Annotated in this window: 19 protein-coding genes; 10 read left to right on the top strand and 9 right to left on the bottom strand. The window is 51.1% G+C overall.

The annotated features are described in order from the left end of the window. Positions 1-19: 19 nt before the first annotated feature. The 4 genes from ACKPCT_RS00170 to ACKPCT_RS00155 form a co-directional block, all read right to left on the bottom strand. Positions 20-1,324 (bottom strand): TRAP transporter large permease, encoded by a 1,305-nt coding sequence (locus ACKPCT_RS00170; protein ID WP_319566976.1) that lies wholly within the window; start codon positions 1,322-1,324, stop codon positions 20-22. A gap of 4 nt (positions 1,325-1,328) precedes the next feature. Continuing rightward, positions 1,329-1,934 carry a TRAP transporter small permease subunit gene (locus ACKPCT_RS00165; protein WP_090075454.1) on the bottom strand — a complete coding sequence of 202 codons (606 nt, stop codon included), beginning with the start codon at positions 1,932-1,934 and terminating at the stop codon, positions 1,329-1,331. Positions 1,935-1,936: 2 nt separating this feature from the next. After that, on the bottom strand, positions 1,937-2,992 hold the full coding sequence (locus tag ACKPCT_RS00160; protein WP_319566975.1) for a TRAP transporter substrate-binding protein: 1,056 nt from the start codon (positions 2,990-2,992) through the stop codon (positions 1,937-1,939). 65 nt (positions 2,993-3,057) lie between these two features. Then, positions 3,058-3,804: an SDR family oxidoreductase gene (locus ACKPCT_RS00155; protein WP_319566974.1), complete on the bottom strand. Its 747-nt coding sequence runs from the start codon at positions 3,802-3,804 to the stop codon at positions 3,058-3,060. Positions 3,805-4,027: 223 nt separating this feature from the next. Here ACKPCT_RS00155 and nac point away from each other — a divergent pair, with 223 nt between their 5' ends. The 8 genes from nac to ACKPCT_RS00115 all read left to right on the top strand — a co-directional run bounded on the left by nac (position 4,028) and on the right by ACKPCT_RS00115 (position 10,515). Beyond that, entirely contained in the window at positions 4,028-4,966 is a 939-nt protein-coding gene (gene nac, locus ACKPCT_RS00150; protein ID WP_090075457.1) for a nitrogen assimilation transcriptional regulator NAC, read from the top strand. A 105-nt stretch (positions 4,967-5,071) separates the two neighbouring features. Further along, positions 5,072-5,746 carry a 4-carboxy-4-hydroxy-2-oxoadipate aldolase/oxaloacetate decarboxylase gene (locus ACKPCT_RS00145; protein ID WP_090075458.1) on the top strand — a complete coding sequence of 225 codons (675 nt, stop codon included), beginning with the start codon at positions 5,072-5,074 and terminating at the stop codon, positions 5,744-5,746. Positions 5,747-5,782: 36 nt separating this feature from the next. After that, positions 5,783-6,235 carry an acetyl-CoA carboxylase biotin carboxyl carrier protein gene (locus tag ACKPCT_RS00140; protein ID WP_319566973.1) on the top strand — a complete coding sequence of 151 codons (453 nt, stop codon included), beginning with the start codon at positions 5,783-5,785 and terminating at the stop codon, positions 6,233-6,235. After that, positions 6,235-7,578 (top strand): acetyl-CoA carboxylase biotin carboxylase subunit, encoded by a 1,344-nt coding sequence (accC, locus tag ACKPCT_RS00135; RefSeq protein ID WP_319567041.1) that lies wholly within the window; start codon positions 6,235-6,237, stop codon positions 7,576-7,578. The genes ACKPCT_RS00140 and accC overlap by 1 nt, the downstream gene beginning before the upstream one ends. After that, complete coding sequence (gene pxpB, locus ACKPCT_RS00130; protein WP_319566972.1) at positions 7,575-8,261, top strand: 5-oxoprolinase subunit PxpB; 687 nt, start codon at positions 7,575-7,577, stop codon at positions 8,259-8,261. Before accC ends, pxpB begins: the two co-directional genes overlap by 4 nt. Then, the gene (locus ACKPCT_RS00125; protein WP_319566971.1) at positions 8,258-9,259 is read left to right on the top strand and encodes a 5-oxoprolinase subunit C family protein; all 1,002 of its coding nucleotides are present in this window, start codon (positions 8,258-8,260) and stop codon (positions 9,257-9,259) included. Before pxpB ends, ACKPCT_RS00125 begins: the two co-directional genes overlap by 4 nt. Continuing rightward, positions 9,256-9,684: a hypothetical protein gene (locus ACKPCT_RS00120; RefSeq protein ID WP_319566970.1), complete on the top strand. Its 429-nt coding sequence runs from the start codon at positions 9,256-9,258 to the stop codon at positions 9,682-9,684. The genes ACKPCT_RS00125 and ACKPCT_RS00120 overlap by 4 nt, the downstream gene beginning before the upstream one ends. Before the next feature lie 63 nt (positions 9,685-9,747). Continuing rightward, positions 9,748-10,515, top strand: coding sequence for a LamB/YcsF family protein (locus ACKPCT_RS00115; protein WP_319566969.1), 768 nt, complete (start codon positions 9,748-9,750; stop codon positions 10,513-10,515). A gap of 58 nt (positions 10,516-10,573) precedes the next feature. Here ACKPCT_RS00115 and ACKPCT_RS00110 read toward each other — a convergent pair whose 3' ends face one another. From ACKPCT_RS00110 to ACKPCT_RS00100, 3 genes are all read right to left on the bottom strand, one after another. Continuing rightward, complete coding sequence (locus tag ACKPCT_RS00110) at positions 10,574-11,623, bottom strand: LacI family DNA-binding transcriptional regulator (protein WP_319566968.1); 1,050 nt, start codon at positions 11,621-11,623, stop codon at positions 10,574-10,576. 191 nt (positions 11,624-11,814) lie between these two features. Next, entirely contained in the window at positions 11,815-13,242 is a 1,428-nt protein-coding gene (gene gndA / locus ACKPCT_RS00105) for an NADP-dependent phosphogluconate dehydrogenase (protein WP_319566967.1), read from the bottom strand. A gap of 114 nt (positions 13,243-13,356) precedes the next feature. After that, the gene (locus tag ACKPCT_RS00100; protein WP_319566966.1) at positions 13,357-14,388 is read right to left on the bottom strand and encodes an L-idonate 5-dehydrogenase; all 1,032 of its coding nucleotides are present in this window, start codon (positions 14,386-14,388) and stop codon (positions 13,357-13,359) included. A gap of 141 nt (positions 14,389-14,529) precedes the next feature. Here ACKPCT_RS00100 and ACKPCT_RS00095 point away from each other — a divergent pair, with 141 nt between their 5' ends. Beyond that, positions 14,530-15,300 (top strand): SDR family oxidoreductase, encoded by a 771-nt coding sequence (locus ACKPCT_RS00095; protein ID WP_415926791.1) that lies wholly within the window; start codon positions 14,530-14,532, stop codon positions 15,298-15,300. 10 nt (positions 15,301-15,310) lie between these two features. Then, the gene (locus ACKPCT_RS00090) at positions 15,311-15,811 is read left to right on the top strand and encodes a gluconokinase (protein ID WP_319566965.1); all 501 of its coding nucleotides are present in this window, start codon (positions 15,311-15,313) and stop codon (positions 15,809-15,811) included. A gap of 476 nt (positions 15,812-16,287) precedes the next feature. On the opposite strand, the gene ACKPCT_RS00085 is transcribed toward ACKPCT_RS00090, so the two are convergent. After that, a complete protein-coding gene (locus ACKPCT_RS00085; RefSeq protein ID WP_319566964.1) occupies positions 16,288-17,268 on the bottom strand; it encodes a 2-hydroxyacid dehydrogenase in 981 nt (326 codons plus the stop codon). A gap of 33 nt (positions 17,269-17,301) precedes the next feature. Beyond that, a complete protein-coding gene (locus ACKPCT_RS00080) occupies positions 17,302-18,051 on the bottom strand; it encodes a GntR family transcriptional regulator (protein WP_319566963.1) in 750 nt (249 codons plus the stop codon). Between the last annotated feature and the right edge of the window lie 153 nt (positions 18,052-18,204).

Genomic DNA, 18,204 nt, shown 5'->3' with positions numbered 1-18,204 from the left:
CGATTACTTGGCGTTTCAATCAGCCATACAGGACTGCGGGCAGCCACATGACAAATTCAGGGAAGATGGCGAGAAAGGCGATAAAGGCCAGCATCAAGGCGACGAATGGCAAGGTAACTCGGGTGATATAGCCGATACCATCGCCAGTAACCCCTTGAATAATGAAGAGATTGAATCCAACAGGCGGTGTAATTTGAGCCAGCTCGACTACGATCACGAGGAAAACACCAAACCAGACCTTATCAAACCCTGCAGCTGTTACCAAAGGCAGAACAACCGGCAGCGTGGTTACGATCATGGAGAAGCCCTCAAGAAAACACCCGAGTAGCAGATAGACGCATGTCAGAACAAAGATTAGCATGAAAGGAGAGAGCTGGAGTTCCGACACGAAGCTAGCCATAAAGTTTGGAATGCCCAAGAATGATGTGACATTGCCCAAGATGGTCGCGCCAACGATGATCAGGCCGATCATGCTGCAAGTCTGCATGGAACTGAGCGCAACATCGCGGACAGCTTTCACACTCAAACCGCCCTGGAGTGCTGCGACAAAAACGGCACCGAAGACACCAACAGCAGCAGCCTCGGAAGGGGTGGCCAAGCCACCATACATAGAGCCCAAAACAACCAGAATGAGAAATAGTGCCGGGGCCAATTCCTTCAGAGCGTAGATACGGTCGGCCATGGACACATGACGCAGGCGTTTTTCAGCTTCTGGAATTGCATCCTTATTGATGGTAGTTCTGATCATGATCACAGCCATGAACAACAGCGCAAGCAACATGCCAGGCAGAAAACCTGCGGTGAAAAGCTTCAAAACGGATTCTTCAGCCAACACACCATAAATGATCATCACAGTGCTGGGAGGAATAAGGAAGCCCAGAGTGCCAGCCCCAGCGAGACTACCGATGGCAATGTCACGAGAATATCCGCGGCGTAGTAGTTCCGTTAGGGAGATTCGTCCGACGACTTGGGTTGTCGCTGCAGAAGACCCCGAGATGGCGGCGAAAATTGAACATCCTACAATATTTACATGCAATAATCTTCCGGGAAGCAAGCCCATCCAGGGCGCTAGACCGTTGAAGAGAGAGCGTGACAGCTTCGTGCGAAAGAGGAATTCTCCCATGATGACGAACAGGGGCAGAGCAACCAATTCACTCGTAGTCAGAATGTTGAACACATATTGGGGGAGCAGTTTGTCGATCGGGATATCGCGGAACAGCGAGATAACAGTCACCCCTGTTCCCATCAGGGAAAGGCCCACCCAAATCCCTGAGCCAAGCACGACCAGTAGAGCAAGAAGCAATGTTGTTATGATTACACTCATGTGATCAGTCCTTCGTGATATCAAGATCGTGCGACGAAACCACCTTGAGACCATGGATTTCTAGTTCCAACCCAAAGAGGCAACGGATTAGGCGTTCGATGAGTGCCAACGTCAGGAAAAGGGCGCCTACCGCAATAGCAGTCTGAGGAATCCAGAGCGGTGTGTAGCTGGCAAAGGACACATTTCCGTCTTGGAATGATTTAAACGCTGCAGCTATAAGTGCGTAGGATAGAAAGGCGGAAAATAGCATGCCAATCGTAGTTGTGAAACATTCAACGATGTGCCGCGCCTTTGGCGTCAGAGTTCCGATGAGAGCCGTAACACGCACGTGTCCTCCTGCGCGCATGGTAAGGGACGAGCCCAACATGAAGGCAGCGCCCATCAAATACCCACTATATTCCCAAGCAACCGGAATATCTGCGTGCATAGCCGGAAAAAACTTTGTCCAGGCAGCAAGCAAAACTTCCGTAAAAACTAGGAACGTTAAAATAACAAGACATAGTGTGGCGAGAACCCCACCAACTATGGCGAGCCAATGAACGACCCGCACATAGAAGGTGAATATTCCCGGAATCTTTGTCTCAGTAGAGCAAGTTTCCGGTGCTGACATTCTTAGTCTCTCCCGAGCTCAGCAAGATAGGCATCTACAATCGGCTTTGCAGAAGGAACCCGCTCGAGATATTCGTCCAACAGGGCTTTGGCTTTTGCCTGCATTTCGGCAAACATTTCTGGAGAAATTTCGACTAGATCCATGCCATGCTGCTGCATGGTGACTACACTCTGCATATCTTTGTCACGGGCCACATTCCAAAAATCCGGTTCAAGACTAGTCGCAATATCCTGAACTGTTTTTTGGTCTTCAGGGCTAATCTTATTCCATGCATCCAGATTGATAGAAACGATGTTGCTGCCCCAAGTATGGTTGGTTGGGTAGATGTATTTGAGGAACTCCCAGAATTTGCCATCTACACCTGAAGTTGCGGAAGTAGCAACACCATCGACGCGACCAGAAGCAAGGGCAGGAATCAGCTCTCCCCACGGAATCTGCACTCCAGCCATACCAATTGCTTTCATGGTATCCACTGTAGTTTTGTCAGCACCGCGAATTTTGATACCCTGCAGTTGATCAACCGAAACAGCATCAATTTTCAGATACATATACTGTTTTGGAGACGGTACATAGAAAAGGAATTTCTGATTGTAATTGCTGGCGACCTTTTCGATCTCGGGGCGCCAGAACTTATGCAGCACACGAAGGTCGTCCATAGAAGATACCAGAAACGGAACATTCTCCAAGCCAAACAAGGGCTGATCCCCGATCTGCTGGCTACCAAGAATGTCGGCCATTGGGACTAATCCGTCACGCACTGCACGCAGATGTTCTGGCCCCTTAAAACCTAGTGCACCACCGGCGTGAACCTGAATGTCTACGCGACCATCTGTTGCCTTTTTCACTTCTTCAGCAAACTTTTTGATATTTTGCGTACCAAAATTAGATTCTGGCATCACTTCTGACAAGTCAAAAGTCGCGGCATACGATGCCGAAACCGGATTAAACGCGGTAACAGCCAGCATAGCGACTGCACCGTACGCAATATTTCTAAAGGCCTTAAGCATATTTTTTCCCTCGAATTTTTGGTGATTGGTTGCGGTTTTATTTCCCGTCATTATAACTCCTCCTGCTTGCTTTCCTCCAGGATCCCGGAACACAATTATCCCGAGATCAATCCGCTTCACTTGGCGGTGTAACGTTCGAATCTCAGGCCTCCTTCAACCTGAAAAGTCGAAAACACTTCGATATAGCTGACGTTCACATGGGATGGCGCATCAACGGCATTGGCAACTGCATCCGAGATGTCCTTCGGCTGCAAAATTTCATATCCATCAACGAAGTCCTTTTGGGTCTGCTCAGGATTGCCGTGCACCTTTCCGAATATTTCTGTTGCAACACGCGCAGGGCAAAGCTCTGTCACACGGATGCGTTTTCCATAGACATCGTGACGAAGGTTGTTCGTCAAAGCGCGCACACCGGCTTTGGTGGCGTGATAGATCGTGTTGCTGGGAAATGAATAGGCCGCCGCAATCGACGTGGTATTGATGATGTGACCTCGGTCTCGTTCGATCATACCCGGAAGCGCAGCAGAAATGCCATGGAGCACAGCTCTGAAGTTGATATCAACCTGGGCATCAATCTGATCTACACTGAGCGTATGGATGGACCCTTTGTGGTCGATACCGGCGTTATTGACCATGACATCAACACCCAGAGACGCAACAAGGTCACGATAGGCTTCGGTATCAGCAATATCGATTGCATGAGCAACACAGCCGCAGCGGTCAGCCAGTTCATCGAGCTTTTCTTTGTTGCGGCCGACCGCATGTACAGTCAAACCCTCTTTTGCAAAACGCTCGGCAATAGCCCCACCAATACCACCCGACGCTCCGGTAACCAGTGCCACCTTGTAATCTGAAAATGCCATTATGACCTCGTATAAAACTAGTGTTTTTTGAGATCGTAATTCGGGGGGCATCATGTGAAAAAGAGTATTTCATTCTACCTATAAAAGATTCGGATATATTTCATTTCCGAACAAGCCGTGTATGCTTGCTGCAATTCGGCAGATTGACTAACTTCAAGCCCTGCGTCGGTGAGTATAAGCTTCTCTTTATTGTAAGTTGCATACACCGCCAGAAAGGTAATCAATGGACACCAAAAGGTTGAGCTATTTCATCAAGATTATCGACAAAGGCAGCCTGACCCGCGCGGCCGATGCTCTGAACATTGCTCAGCCCGCACTCAGCCAGCATTTGATAGGCCTTGAAGCGCATTTCAAACAGCAACTTGTTATCCGTAGCCGGCATGGAGTGACCCCAACCGAAGCCGGAAATGCCCTTTATCGGCATGCACAAATCATCTTGAAGCAGATGGATTTCATGAGCGCTGATGTTTGCGCTGCGGCCAAGATTATTTCTGGTAGCGTTTCTGTCGGTCTGGCTCCCTACAGCACGACATCAACGCTTTCCCTGTCTCTGCTCAAGGAAGTGAAGCGCAAGTATCCCGAGATTACACTGCACATCAATGATAACTTTGGCAGCATCTTCAGTGAATTGGTCATGAATGGACGCATGGATCTTGCCCTCATCTACGATCCGGGCATGATGAGGGGCGTCAATTTTCAGCAGGTGGCCGTGGAAGAGCTGTTCCTGATTTCACGTCGTTCACTCCTGAATGCCAAAGACGGTGCAACGGAGATCTCGTTCAAGTCAATTGAGAATATCCCTCTCTTGCTGCCAAGTAAGATCCATCTGTTACGCGCACTCGTTGATAACGCCTTCGAGAAGGTGCAAGTAACGCCCAATATTGTTGCCGAAATCGAATCCATGGAAACGCTCGGCATGGCGATTTCCGAAGGCATGGGGTCAACCATCCTGCCCTGGTCAGCCGCCAGTCGCATGTCTGACTTCAAGCAACTGATCCTGTTGCCGCTCAAAGAGCCAAAAATCGAGGCTTCTATTTCGATCTGCGTGTCGGATTCCATTCCCCTATCCGAGCCCGCCATGGCCGTTCACGACATCTTGTTCAAACTGGTCCGCGAGTTGATTGCCTCCAATCAATGGCCGGGAGTACGCCCTCCCCAATAGCTTCTATAAGTCGAATTGATCACCCCATTTTCTATTAATGTTGGTCGTGAGGTGATGTTTGGACCTACCCTTTCCGCAAGATTTCTAAAAGGAAAGGACGTCCAAATGGTCCATGTGATTAAGAATATCAAACGCCCTGATGCCGCAGACATTGAGGCAATTTCTCAGTTCACTCCCGCAACTTTGCATGAAGCTCAGGGGCGTAAGGGTGCTTTATCCTCAAAGATCAAACCGATCTACAATGGCATGACTGTTTGCGGTCCGGCTATCACCATTAAATCCCACCCCGGCGACAACATGATGCTTCAGCTAGCGATCAGCATCGCGAAACCAGGGGATGTGTTGGTGTTCGCAACCGACGGCTCCAGTGAACAAGGCTGCTTCGGCGAGGTGCTGGGAACATGGTGTCAGGCTCGCGGTATCGCAGGCCTCGTAACGGACAGCGGTGTGCGCGACGGGCCAGCGCTCAACAACAACGGCTTTTCTGTTTTCAGCCCAGGACTGTGCATCAAAGGCACCGTCAAGGAAACCCTCGGCTATGTAAACCGTCCGGTATCGTTCGGCGGTGAAATCATCAACCCAGGTGACATCATCGTTGGTGACGACGACGGGCTCGTTGTTGTGCGTCCGGAAGATGCTAAGTGGGTGGCAAAGGAATCGCGCGAAAGAGATGACACCGAAGCCAAGTTGATGAAAGACCTCAAAGAGGGTGCAGATCTTCTAGAGGCAGTGGGAATGGATAAGAGAGCGCTCGGCAAAGGCTGCGAGTTCGAAAACTAATCCTCCCCGAAAAGGGCCATACAAGAAAGAAGACTGATGATTAATCTGGATCGACTGAAACGTCTGATTGATTTGGCGTCAGACCCGCGTGTCGCCGAGCTAGAGGTAAACCAGAATGATTTCCGCCTGAAAATCACCATGGACCGAACGGCAAATGCACCTGTCGAAAGCTCATCAAAATCGGCTTCAGCCGACCTTCAACATGACCCGGATTCCGAACGCTTTCCCCTCCATGCGCATTCGGACTCCGATATAGTCATTCAGTCTCCCTTGTATGGCCTTTTTCATGCAACGGCCTCTCCTGGCCAGCCTGCTTTTGTTGAGCTTTCAGCTCATGTCTCTAAAGGCGATACGCTTGGCATGGTTGAGTCGATGAAACTGCTCCATCCAATAGTCGCCCCTCATAACGGCACGATCACTCAGATTCTTGTTCAAGACGAGGCTGATATCGTTGCAAATCAACCGCTTTTCGCTCTGAGGCCGGAATGATGTTCAAGCGCATACTCATTGCAAACAGAGGTGAAATCGCGGTTCGCGTCATAAAAGCCTGCCAATCGATGGGCATTTCAGCCGCGGTTGTGCACTCCACGGCAGATGCTGACGCGGCCTATGTAAAGATGGCGGATGAAGCAATCTGCATTGGACCAGCCTCTGTGTCGAAGAGCTATCTGAATATTCCTGCCCTACTTTTTGCCGCAGAGAACTGCAAAGCAGATGCCATTCACCCGGGATACGGCTTTCTTTCGGAAAGCGCGGACTTTGCGCGACAAGTGGAAGAGGCGGGATTTGTTTTCATCGGCCCCTCACCGCGCGCCATCAGCACGATGGGTGACAAGATCAAGGCAAAACAATCCATGATCGAAGCCGGTATCCCGTGCATTCCGGGTTCTGAGGGCAGCTTGCCAGAGGATCCGCGACAAATTCGCTCCATAGCGGAAGAAATTGGCTATCCGGTCATGATCAAGGCCGTGTCCGGAGGCGGAGGACGGGGAATGCGCGTTGTGACTGATCCAAGCGCTCTCGACGCGGCGATTACACTGACCAGAGAGGAAGCACGTAGCGCGTTTGGCAATCCGGCCCTTTACATGGAGCGTTACCTGCAAAAGCCAAGGCATGTTGAAATTCAGGTGTTGTGCGATAGCCATGGCAATGCCTTCTGGGTCGGCGACAGGGACTGTTCCTTGCAGCGCAGGAACCAAAAGGTGATCGAAGAATCGCCCGCCATGGAAATCGGCCGCAGCCAGATAGCTGAAATAGGAAATCTGTGCGTCGCGGCCTGCCAGCGCATTGGCTACATAGGCGTTGGCACTTTCGAATTCCTTTATGAGGATGGCGGCTTTTTCTTTGTTGAAATGAACACGCGCCTTCAGGTCGAACATCCCGTCACCGAGCTAACCTCGGGCCTTGACCTGGTTAAGGAGCAAATCCGTGTGGCGCAAGGCGAGACCCTGCGGCTCAAACAGAAAAAGGATCCAGTGCAAGGGCATGCCATCGAGTGCCGCTTGAACGCCGAGGATCCGGAAACATTTGCGCCCTGTCCCGGGACAATTTCTCTATGGCAAATCCCGGATTACAACTGGCTGCGCATAGATACCCATATTCACACCGGCCACACCGTGCCTCCCTATTACGATTCCCTCATCGCAAAAGTCATCACCTACGGGTCTGACCGAGACCAGGCCCTTGCCCGGATGGAAATGGCCCTTGGCGAGATCACGATTGAAGGCGTGAAAACCAATCTTCCGCTTCTTTTGGCCCTGGTGAAAGATCCAGCGGTTCAAAGAGGCGCTGTGGACATTCACTTTATCCAGAACAGGTCAATTGAAACATGAGCATACGTTTCTCTGCTTTCAGCAAGTCGAAAGACCAAGCCAACATCAGCCTCTTGGGCACCACCGCTATCCTGTTTGAGGCGCCAGGGGCCTTCGAGCTCCCCACTCAAAAGCGCATTTGGGCACTGGCCAACGAAGTTCAGGGCTGGGACAATATCAAGGAAGCCATTCCGGGCATGACGAACCTGATGCTCACCTTCAGGTCTCCATGCGAAGACCCCTCCGAACTCCGGAACCGCCTGATCGCAGCCTGGGAAAAAGCCACAGATTGGAAAATCGAAGGTAAGCTCATCGAGATCCCCGTCATCTATGGCGGAGAGCTTGGACCGCATCTTCATGACGCGGCCAAGTTGACCAATATGTCCGTCGATGAGCTGGTAGCCGTGCATGCAAACCGCGACTATTCAGTTTTTGCACTGGGCGCCCATCCGGGACTGGGTTATCTGGGCATCACAGACGAACGCATCTGGGTTCCCCGGCGCGAAGTGCCCGTGCTGAGCATTCCTGCCGGATCCGTTTCTATAGGCGGCATGCAAACCGCTGTATCCGCATCTCCCGGTGCCAGCGGCTGGCATACTTTGGGGCACACAGATGTGGAATTTTTCTTCCCTCACAAGGAAAGTCCTACCCTTCTATCCCCCGGTGACACCGTCCGTTTCAGAGTTGAAAGGATCATCCCATGATCAAAATTTCCTATACCATTGGATTGTCGACCATTCAGGATCTCGGGCGCGATGAAAATTACCGCCATGGCGTCAGTATTGGCGGCGCAATGGATCGTCTTGCCCTGCAGATGGGGAATGCGCTTCTGGGGAATGCCAAAACAGCTGCGGCGATCGAAGTGACTCTTTTTCCGATCAAGTTCGAGATCCTCTCGAGTGTCAACATCGCTGTTACCGGCGCAGATTGCGCCATCGAGCTGGACGGCAAACAAATCAATCCCAATTGGGCCTTTCATGCGGAAAAGGGACAGACCCTTTCACTAAGCAAACTCAACTCTGGCTCCTTCGCCTATGTCCATCTGGCTGGTGGCATTGACGTTCCTGAAGTCCTGGGATCTCGCAGCACTTACCTGCGCTGCGCATTTGGCGGCCTCAACGGACGCATGCTGCAAAATGGCGATGTGATCAAGTCTCTGCCGGAAGCAGACCCGTTCCCGCCTATTGCGCCGGGTGGGTTCGGAGCCATCGCTCCGGCCCTTGCCCTGCCGCAACCTTCGCATGCCTCTGCAGGCACGAATAAGGCAATAACAATGCTACGCTATCTTCCCGCTGCTGAGCATGACTATTTTGATAAGGAATCTCTAGACGATCTTGTTACGGCACCGTGGCAAATTACACCGCAAAGCAGCAGAGCAGGTTATAGATTGGCAGGTCCCAACCTCGCGATGACCGAAAAACTGGAAATGCGCTCGCATGGCATCGTACCCGGTGTCATTCAGGTTCCCTCTGGAGGGTCACCAATCATTCAGACTGCAGATTCCCAAACATCTGGTGGCTATCCCAAAATCGGAACCGTCATCGATGCAGACATGTGGCGCCTTGCCCAGACCCGCATCGGCAATCAGATCTGCTTCCACAAGACCTCCTACGAAGAGGCTCTGGCGGCCTATAGGGAAATGGATAAATTCATAGATAAGGTGCGTGCGCTCTCTAAAGCCTACCGGGACCTGTTGAAATGACAAAACCTGTTTCTGCTAAGGCCATTTCTGAGGATGATATCCAGAAAATCATCGCACTTGCAAAAGACGCGCATGTGCATGAGTTGAACCTTCATGAAGGAAATGTACATGTTCGGGTCGTCCTCACTCAGGAGGCTGAGGCTAGCAGAAATGTCCCCCAAGGCTTAGCGGAAGCACACAACCTTATAGAAGTCGTGGCTCCACTGGCAGCCCAGTTTCTACCGCATCATCCCTGCCGCCCCAACTCAGACATCAAGGTTGGCCAGAGCGTGCGCAAAGGCGACCCCATTGGCTATTTGCTCAGTGGGCCTTTGCTGGCGCCTCTCGTTTCTCCCTGTAATGGCGTGATCTCGCACCTTCTCGCCGAGCCAAACATACGGGTCGGTTATGGAACGGCTTTGATATCAATCGTGAAAAAGATTTAGGCGTGCTTCCTGGCCACACAGGCCCTTGAGCCACCCCACTGCAAAAAAATAAAGGATATTCCGATGAAGATCGATTTGAACTCGGACCTTGGAGAAGGGTTTGGCCCCTATAAGCTTGGAGATGACAAGGCTTTGCTCAAGATTGTCACCTCAGCCAACATCGCTTGTGGTTACCATGCCGGCGATGCCGTTATCATGGATCAGACGGTCCGGGCCGCAAAGGCAAGCAAAGCCGACATCGGTGCTCATGTGGGCTTTCCGGATCGGTTGGGCTTTGGACGTCACCCAATGCATATGGACCTTGCCGAGTTGGAAAAGCATGTCATTTATCAGTTGGGCGCACTATATGGCATTGCCACCGCAGCAGGCCACAAGATGACGCACATGAATTTTCATGGCGCGCTGGGCAATATGGCGTTTGTCGACAGGGAACTGGCTGCAATGCTGGTCAATGCCGTCTATTCCTTCGATAAAAATCTTATCCTTCTTTGCCTGGCGAATACGGAATTCTCCAAAGCCGCAGAAAAGAAAGGCTTCAAGACAGCCAATGTGTTTCTTGCGGACCGTGCCTATGACGACAATGGGATTCTCGTCAAACGGGGCTTGCCTGGTGCGGTGATCAAGGAACCTGAAGCGGTCACGGAGCGTGTAAGGCAGTTTCTCAACGATGGCTCCATTACCAGTATCAATGGCAAAAAGCTCTCAACGCCCATCCATACCATTCTTGTTCATGGCGACACCCCCGGATCCGTCACACTGGCGCGAAAGATCCGCAATCTCATCGCTCACGAAGGCCATGAACTCACGCCGCTGTCTGAAATGCTGGCCTGACCTTAATCCTCTCGTGCGGGCGCTTAATAGCAACCGCACGGGTCTCCAAAAGAGAGCTTCAAGCAGAATTCTTAAGCGAGCGGCGGAACATCAATTCCGGCCTTAGACGAAGATGCTCCGACAGGTCTTGCGTTACCTGCTCTGCATCATTGCCATTGCGTAGGCGCAAGATAAGCTCGGCAGTCTTTTTACCAACCATGGCAGCATCAACCCCGACCGTACTAATGGGGGGGTGCGTGAAGCGAGAAATCTCAAAATTGCCAAAGCCGCAAAGGCCTATATCGTCGGGTACAGCGATGCCCCTTTCTTGCAGCAGGCTGAGCGCGCCAAAAGCCGCTGGATCTGAAACACAAAAAATACAATCAATCTCAGGATACTGTTCCAGCAAAACTTCCGTGGCCCGCTTGGCGCCGTCCATACTGATTGGCATGATATCATGTTGAACAACTCGATTGTCATCCAGCCCGGCCTTTTTCATCGCCGCCTGAAAGCCTCTTCGACGGGCTCCCGCACGGGTTCCAGCATCCATGGCCTCGCCCAGAAAGCCAATCTTCCTGTAGCCTCTTTGCACAAGCGCTTCAGTCATGTCGTAGGTAGCTTTGAAATTCGAAAAGCCTACGGTGTGCTGGATGGGATTTTCAGGATCCTCCCACAACTCGATCACCGGAACAGCCACCGTCTTGAGGAGCTCCATCGCTTGATCTGTATGCCCGTCATAGCAGATGACGAGAGCCTCGGGACGGCGTCTCATCATCATTTCAATCAGGGTCTCTTCCTTGCTGGAAAGATAGTCCGTATGCCCTATCAGCAACTGCAGATCTTCCATACCCAACTCGTCAGTCAAGGCATGAACCATTTCTGCCAAATGCTGGTTATTCAGGGAGGGAAGCAGAAGGGCAATGAAACCAGATCGCTGCGAAGACAAACTCCCCGCAGTCATGTCCGGCACATAGCCAAGCTCCTTAACAGCCTTGAGAATCTTTTTACGCGTTTTCTCGCTGACACGGCCATCTTTTTGCAAAGCACGTGACACAGTCATGGTCGAGCAACCGGCAGCAGCGGCCACATCCCGCATCGTCACTTTTGAAATCGGGGTGAGTTGCTTCATTCAGGCGCTCGTTCTGTTCATGAGGTCGCTTTTCAATTGGTCGTTTGGAGATATCAATATTCTTCAGGACAGCTTCTAATCAAGTAATTTTAGGGTAGCTGCGCGAAATAGCATGGCGCCGCCTTCACCGAGGCGGCGCCGTGTCACTTTGCTTTACCTTACAGTTTGCACTTTTCAGAGCAAGACGAAGACTATTTCCATTCTGTATGGAATATCCCGTCACAGTCAGTTCGACGATAGGTGTGCGCGCCAAAACAATCGCGCAACCCCTGCAGCAAATTGGCAGATGAGCGTTCTGTCCGGTATCCGTCATAATAGGTCAACGCAGCCGACATGACCGGCGTTGCGACGGCATGTTCTGCGCAGAGCCGTGAGTTTTTACGCCAGTTTTCCTGATAGTCTGCGAGCAGCCCAACAAAGAAATCGGAAAGAAGCAGGTTTATCAAATCCGGCTCGGCCTCGAAGGTCGTAACGATCGTATCAAGCAACTTGGATCGCACAATGCAACCACTGCGCCAGACCTTGGCAACTTCGGACAACCGAACACCCCATTCTTCCTGTTCTGTCGCTTCCCGTATCAGGGCAAACCCTTGGGCATAAGCCACAATAACAGAAGCATAGACAGCATCTCGCAAGGCCTTGAGAGACATGCTTTCTACAACTGCAGTTTTGCTATCAGGCCCGGGCAGGATTTTTGACGCCTTGACGCGCTGACTTTTTTGAGAGGCCATGGCCCGTGCAAAGACCGCCTCACTTATGGTTGTTGCCGGCATGCCATATTTGAGCGCAGCCTCAACGCTCCAACGCCCGGTGCCCTTTTGCTCGGCAACATCCAGAATTGCCTCAACCAGACTGCCACTCTTATTCAAATCATCTGGCTGCTTCAAAACCGTGCTGGCGATTTCCATCAGGTAAGAGCTAAACGGGCCTTCATTCCAATCGGCAAAGACTCTGCTACACCATGTGGTATCCAGATGATACACATCGCGCATCACCATGTAGGCCTCGGCCACAATTTGCATGATGGCATATTCGATACCATTGTGCACCATTTTGACAAAATGCCCTGCACCGCCCAATCCTACATGTGCGCAACAGGAGACACCGTCAAAGCTGGCTGCAATGCTCTCGAAAACCGGCTTCATGAGGGCATAAGCCGCAGGATCGCCGCCAGCCATCATGGACGGGCCATGGCGTGCCCCTTCGTAGCCACCAGACACTCCAAGGCCGATATAGTGCGCTCCCATTTTCTGGAGTTCAACCTGCCTGCGGACCGTATCTTCATAGTGGGAGTTACCCCCGTCAATGACAACGTCGCCACTGACCAGAGTCGATTTCAACTGCCTGATCAACTCATCAACCGGCTCCCCAGCTTTGACCATCAACAAAATCACCCTCAGGGAAGGTAAACCGTTCAAAAAGCTGTCCAGCGACTCAGCAACCACGATACGCGATGACAGCTCGGCTTCGGTTTCTTTCTCCAGCGAAGCGCCGAAAGCCGTACGGGCCTTTTCCCAAGGATCGAAGGCCGAAACCCCAAACCCCTTTTCCGCGATATTCAAAGCCAGGTTCTGCCCCATAACGCCCAACCCAATGATGCCAATTTTCCGTTGTTCCATGGAACTTCTCCAAATTGCTGCCGTTTTAGACAGATTAGCGTGCATGAATGTTATCGATATCATAATATCGTAAAAATATTTGGTGGCATAAGCGATTTTTATGCCACCTAGACGCTAGAACTGAATCTGCACCTTCATTGCCTTCTTGCGATCAGAAGCAAGTTCGAACGCCTCCACCACATCTTCCAGAGGGAAGGATTGCGTGAGCAATGGAGACAGGTCGACACGACCAGATCCAATCAATTCCACCGCCCAAGCAAAGTCTTCGTAGAAGCGGAATGAACCGCACAGTTCGATTTCTTTGGTGACGATTGCATTTTGTGGAATCGTGATATCACCACCAAGTGCAAGCTGCACAATCCGCCCTTTGGGGCGCACAACATCCAAGGCAGAGAGGATTGCAGGCTGGCTCCCCGAACACTCAACCACAGCGTCGAAGTAGCCCTTGTTCTCACCATAAACAGCCAAAGGATTCCCGCTGCGCCCAACGTTTATCGCCTTGTTTGCACCAAGCTGAATGACACGTTCAAGAGCCTCGTCAACGATGTCAGTGGCGACAACCTCAAGCGCCCCATGAAGCTTGGCAGCCACCACAACAAGCGCGCCAATCGGACCTGCTCCCGTTACCAGAACGCGTTTTCCGATGAGAGGCCCCAACCTTCCAACTGCATGTAATGCAACAGAAAACGGCTCAGAAAACGCAGCGAATGACGCCTTGGTTCCAGAAGCAAACGCAAAGCACTGACTGCCCTTGGCGACCAGTTTTTGACTGAAGGCTCCATGCACATGAGGCACGCGCATGGCACTACCATAAAAACGCATGTCTAGGCAGTGGTTATACATAGCCTTCTTGCAATATTCGCATTCACCGCAAGGCACGCTTGGGTTAACCGCAACCAGATCGCCAACTGCCACATTGGATACGCCCTGCCCCACTTCCAGAATGCGACCAGACACCTCATGCCCCAACACCATTGGATGCTGGATTTTGACCGCTCCAAAACCGCCGTCGTGATAGTAATGCAGATCAGAGCCACAGATCCCGCCAGCCTCAATACCGATCAGGACATCTCCTATTCCCAAGCTCGGCAGCTCGGTTTCCTCGACCCGAAGGTCTCGTGGCCCATGACAAACAATCGATTTCATTTCCGTTCTCCCACGTTTCAAGAATTCACCTGGATCACATCACTTTAGACTTGACATCACCCTTTTACTGAAGAATGTTATCGATAACACAAAATTCGTCAAGGTAATTCTTGAAGTTTCAAACGAGGAAAGGAAACGGCCGTGAAAATTGACAGTCTTTTCGGACTAAAAGGCAAACGCGCCCTTGTTACCGGATCCGGTCAAGGCATTGGTTTTGAATTGGCAAAGGGATTGGCTGAAGCCGGAGCAGAAGTAATCATCAACGATATCGATCCTGACCGGGTGGAAAATGCAGCCAGCAAGCTCGCCTTCATCGGAGCTACCGTCCACAAACTGCCTTTTGACGTTACAAACCCGGAGACCGTTGCCAGCAAGATCGACGCATTCGAAAAGGAAGTCGGTTCCATCGATATTCTGGTCAATAACGCTGGCATGCAATATCGCGCGCCGCTGGAAGAATTCCCTGCCGACAAATTCGATTTCCTGATGAAACTGAATGTCAATTCTGTCTTTTACGTCAGCAAGGCAGTTGCCCAGCACATGATCAAGCGCGGCAAGGGCAAGATTGTCAATATCTGCTCGGTACAGACCGCATTGGCACGCCCATCCATTGCCCCTTACACCGGCTCAAAAGGCGCAGTCGCCAACCTGACCAAGGGTATGGCTACAGACTGGGCGCGTCACGGCTTGCAGATCAACGGCTTGGCTCCTGGCTATTTTAAAACCGAACTCACGTCTGCTCTCGTCGCCGATGAGGACTTCACCAACTGGCTGAGCAACCGCACACCGGCTGGCCGCTGGGGTGATGTTTCCGAGCTGGTTGGCGCCTGCATTTTCCTGAGCTCTGAGGGCTCTTCCTTCGTAAACGGACATATTCTCTATGTTGACGGCGGCATCACAGTCTCAGTCTAGTTCTCTGCCGGTGATCATCGTCATGGGCGTATGTGGATGCGGCAAGTCATCGGTCGGGGAAGCACTGGCTGAGAGACATGGTTTGCCATTTCTGGATGCGGACGACTATCATCCAAAGGCCAATGTCGAAAAGATGTCAAACGGCGTTGCCTTGCAGGACGAGGATCGCTGGCCCTGGTTTAAAATTCTCTCCAAGGCGATCAATGAAAAATCAACGGACACAGGTAGCAGCGTTTGCGGCTGCTCTGCTTTAAAACGCAGCTATCGTCGCTATTTGTCAGAGCACATTGATCGTCCGGTGCTCTATGTTCACTTGCATGGCAGCAAGGAGTTGTTGTTTGAACGCTTGTCTGCCCGCAAGGATCATTACATGCCATCAAGTCTCCTCGAGAGCCAGTTGGCCACGTTGGAACAGCCCCAGAGCGATGAAAACGCTATTGTCGTTTCAATCGATCAAAGCATTGCAAACATCGTATCTCAAATTGAAACCTACTTGACAACTCGCTCTTAGACACCATTTTAACCAGACGAGAAAATAGATCGCCCCGGCTAAAGCCGGGGCCTTAAGGCTTGCCCCCGCTATCGCGTCTGCTGACAATTCTCTTCGGAGTTATCCTGAAACCTGCTGACCTTGGCACTCCACATAGTGGCGTACCGTTTCTTCGTCCGGCCCTTCTCGGCTCACAAAATAGCTCAATAACCAGACAAGATTTTTTTCTTCCAATAGACGTTCGAAAACCACGGAAAGAATTTGCGCATAAGAGGTGGCAAACTGCTCGATGTCATTCTGTGCAGTAGCGTCTGTATGTTCCCATCAACGCCTATGAATCCAAAGACTGTCCATCTTCAAATGCTATGAGACAGACGAGAATTTTCAACCATAGAACTCTCGGTATAACGGCCCGTGGTTAAAAGCGGGCCGATAAACACTCTATAGCAATGAGATTCTTATATGTGAGGATTAGATCAAGCGCCTTTGATTTACGCCTAGCCTCCCTCATTCACGACATTTTCCAACTGTACACCTGTTGCCAGACGGTTGATATTTTCCGCCATCGCTTGACGTCGGCGGTCGATCGTCCCTTGCGTCCAGCCAGACATGTGAGGTGTCATCACCAGATTTGTCAGTTCGTTGAAAGCATATCGGGATGGTTGAGGGCTGTCGTTGTCGGCAGAAGGATAGACATACCAGGTATCAATCGCGGCATTGGCGATTTTTCCTCTCTTTAGGGCTTCGTAGAGCGCCTTCTCATCGACAACGGGACCTCTGCCCACATTGCAAAAGAAGGCCGTAGACTTCATAGCTTCAAAGGCTTCCTCATTGAGCAACCCGGAAGTTTGATCTGTAAGCGGTAAAGCAGAAACGACAAAATCCACATCAGACAAAAAGCCCAGTAAGTCATCAATTGGAAAATAATGATCAACCAGATCTCCGCAGGGAACGGGGCTTCTATTGCACACATAGATTTTCATCCCGAATACCTTGGCGCATTTGGCAATGGTTTGCGAGATATGGCCATACCCAACCAAGCCGATGACAGACCCGGAAATTTCGCCGTGCAAGCTTCGTCCGGATTGATAGGCCCAGTCACCCTGACGCAAACGCGCATTGGCATCAATGATGGGAATGCGCGTATTCAGGATTGTTGCCATGACATATTCCGATATCGGCTGGTCATGACCGTAGCAGTTGCAAACCGTCGCTCCTTTTGGCAGGCAAGAGGGATCAACCCCATCAGTCCCCGCACCAGCAACCTGAAATAGCCGAAGCTTTTTTGGGAACGGCAATTCAGCGCTGTTTGCCGTTCCGATTATGACGTCGGCATCCTCATATGAAGACTGCATTTCAGCATCAGACAAAACATCGGGAAGAATTGTGATGGAGTGCTTGTTATCCAGAAGATCCTCAAACCCATCGTGAAAAGTCGATGCATTGCGCCCGTGGAATACGATGCTCAGTTTTGCCATAATGAAATCCTCACTCAAGAACTGACAAATCGATTAAAGGGAAAGCGGCTGGATGTTAATATCCAGCAAGGTTGGATCGATCTTTCGAGCCATAGTGTCAAACATACCTTCTGCAAGATCGATCAAATCTGTTAAATGGCCAACCGCGCCTTCCTGATACCCCCTTGCGATCGCGTCAAGCATCACTGCGTGGCGTTCGATTGAGCTGACAAATGCCTCACCGTCAGGATCCAGATGCGCAAGATAGATGTAACCTGTGCGTCGAAAAATACTGTGCAGAGGACGGAGCGTCCGCAAAATCAACGGCTCGTCAGCAGCATCCAGCACGAGCATGTCCAGCATGCGGTCAAGCTCGTTAAACGCATGAATGTTGCGACCATCCAATTCGTTTTTCAGCGCTTGCACTAGTTGGAACATACGGCTTCGATGCGTCGAGTTTGCTCGCTCGGCGGCCAATCTGACCGCGTGTTTTTCAACATCAGCTCGCAATCTTAGAAGACGACGTTCCCGATCAAGCTGTATTGGAGCAACTTGCAATCCGCGCCTTGATTGAACGAGTACCAAAGTGTCATCGGCCAGACGGCGAACAGCATCCAGAACCGGGGTCCGGCCCAACTCAATATCCTGTTGCAAAGCGGAAACCGTCGTAAATTCTCCGGGACGGATTTTCAGATGAACAATGACCTCTTCTATCCGATCATAAGCGATATCGCTTAGATTTCGTCCCTGTGTCGATTGCTCTGTCGATACCTGTCTACCTGAAATTCCCTTGGATTCCGTCATGCTGACCCGCCTCCGTTTTCGCAGCTCGCCTGTGTTATGTAAAAATTGGCTGCGCCTTCATCAATAGCAAGTTTTTCCTCTGGTACGCCACAATATAATGTGATATATCACATAATATCAATGCAAAAATGAGGCAAAATATTTGCTTTATTG

Source organism: Cohaesibacter marisflavi, assembly GCF_963665895.2.
In the GTDB taxonomy this organism is placed as follows: Bacteria; Pseudomonadota; Alphaproteobacteria; order Rhizobiales; family Cohaesibacteraceae; genus Cohaesibacter; species Cohaesibacter marisflavi.
The sequence above is the reverse complement of the archived record's forward strand: the minus strand, read 5'-3'. Positions and strand labels throughout refer to the sequence as shown.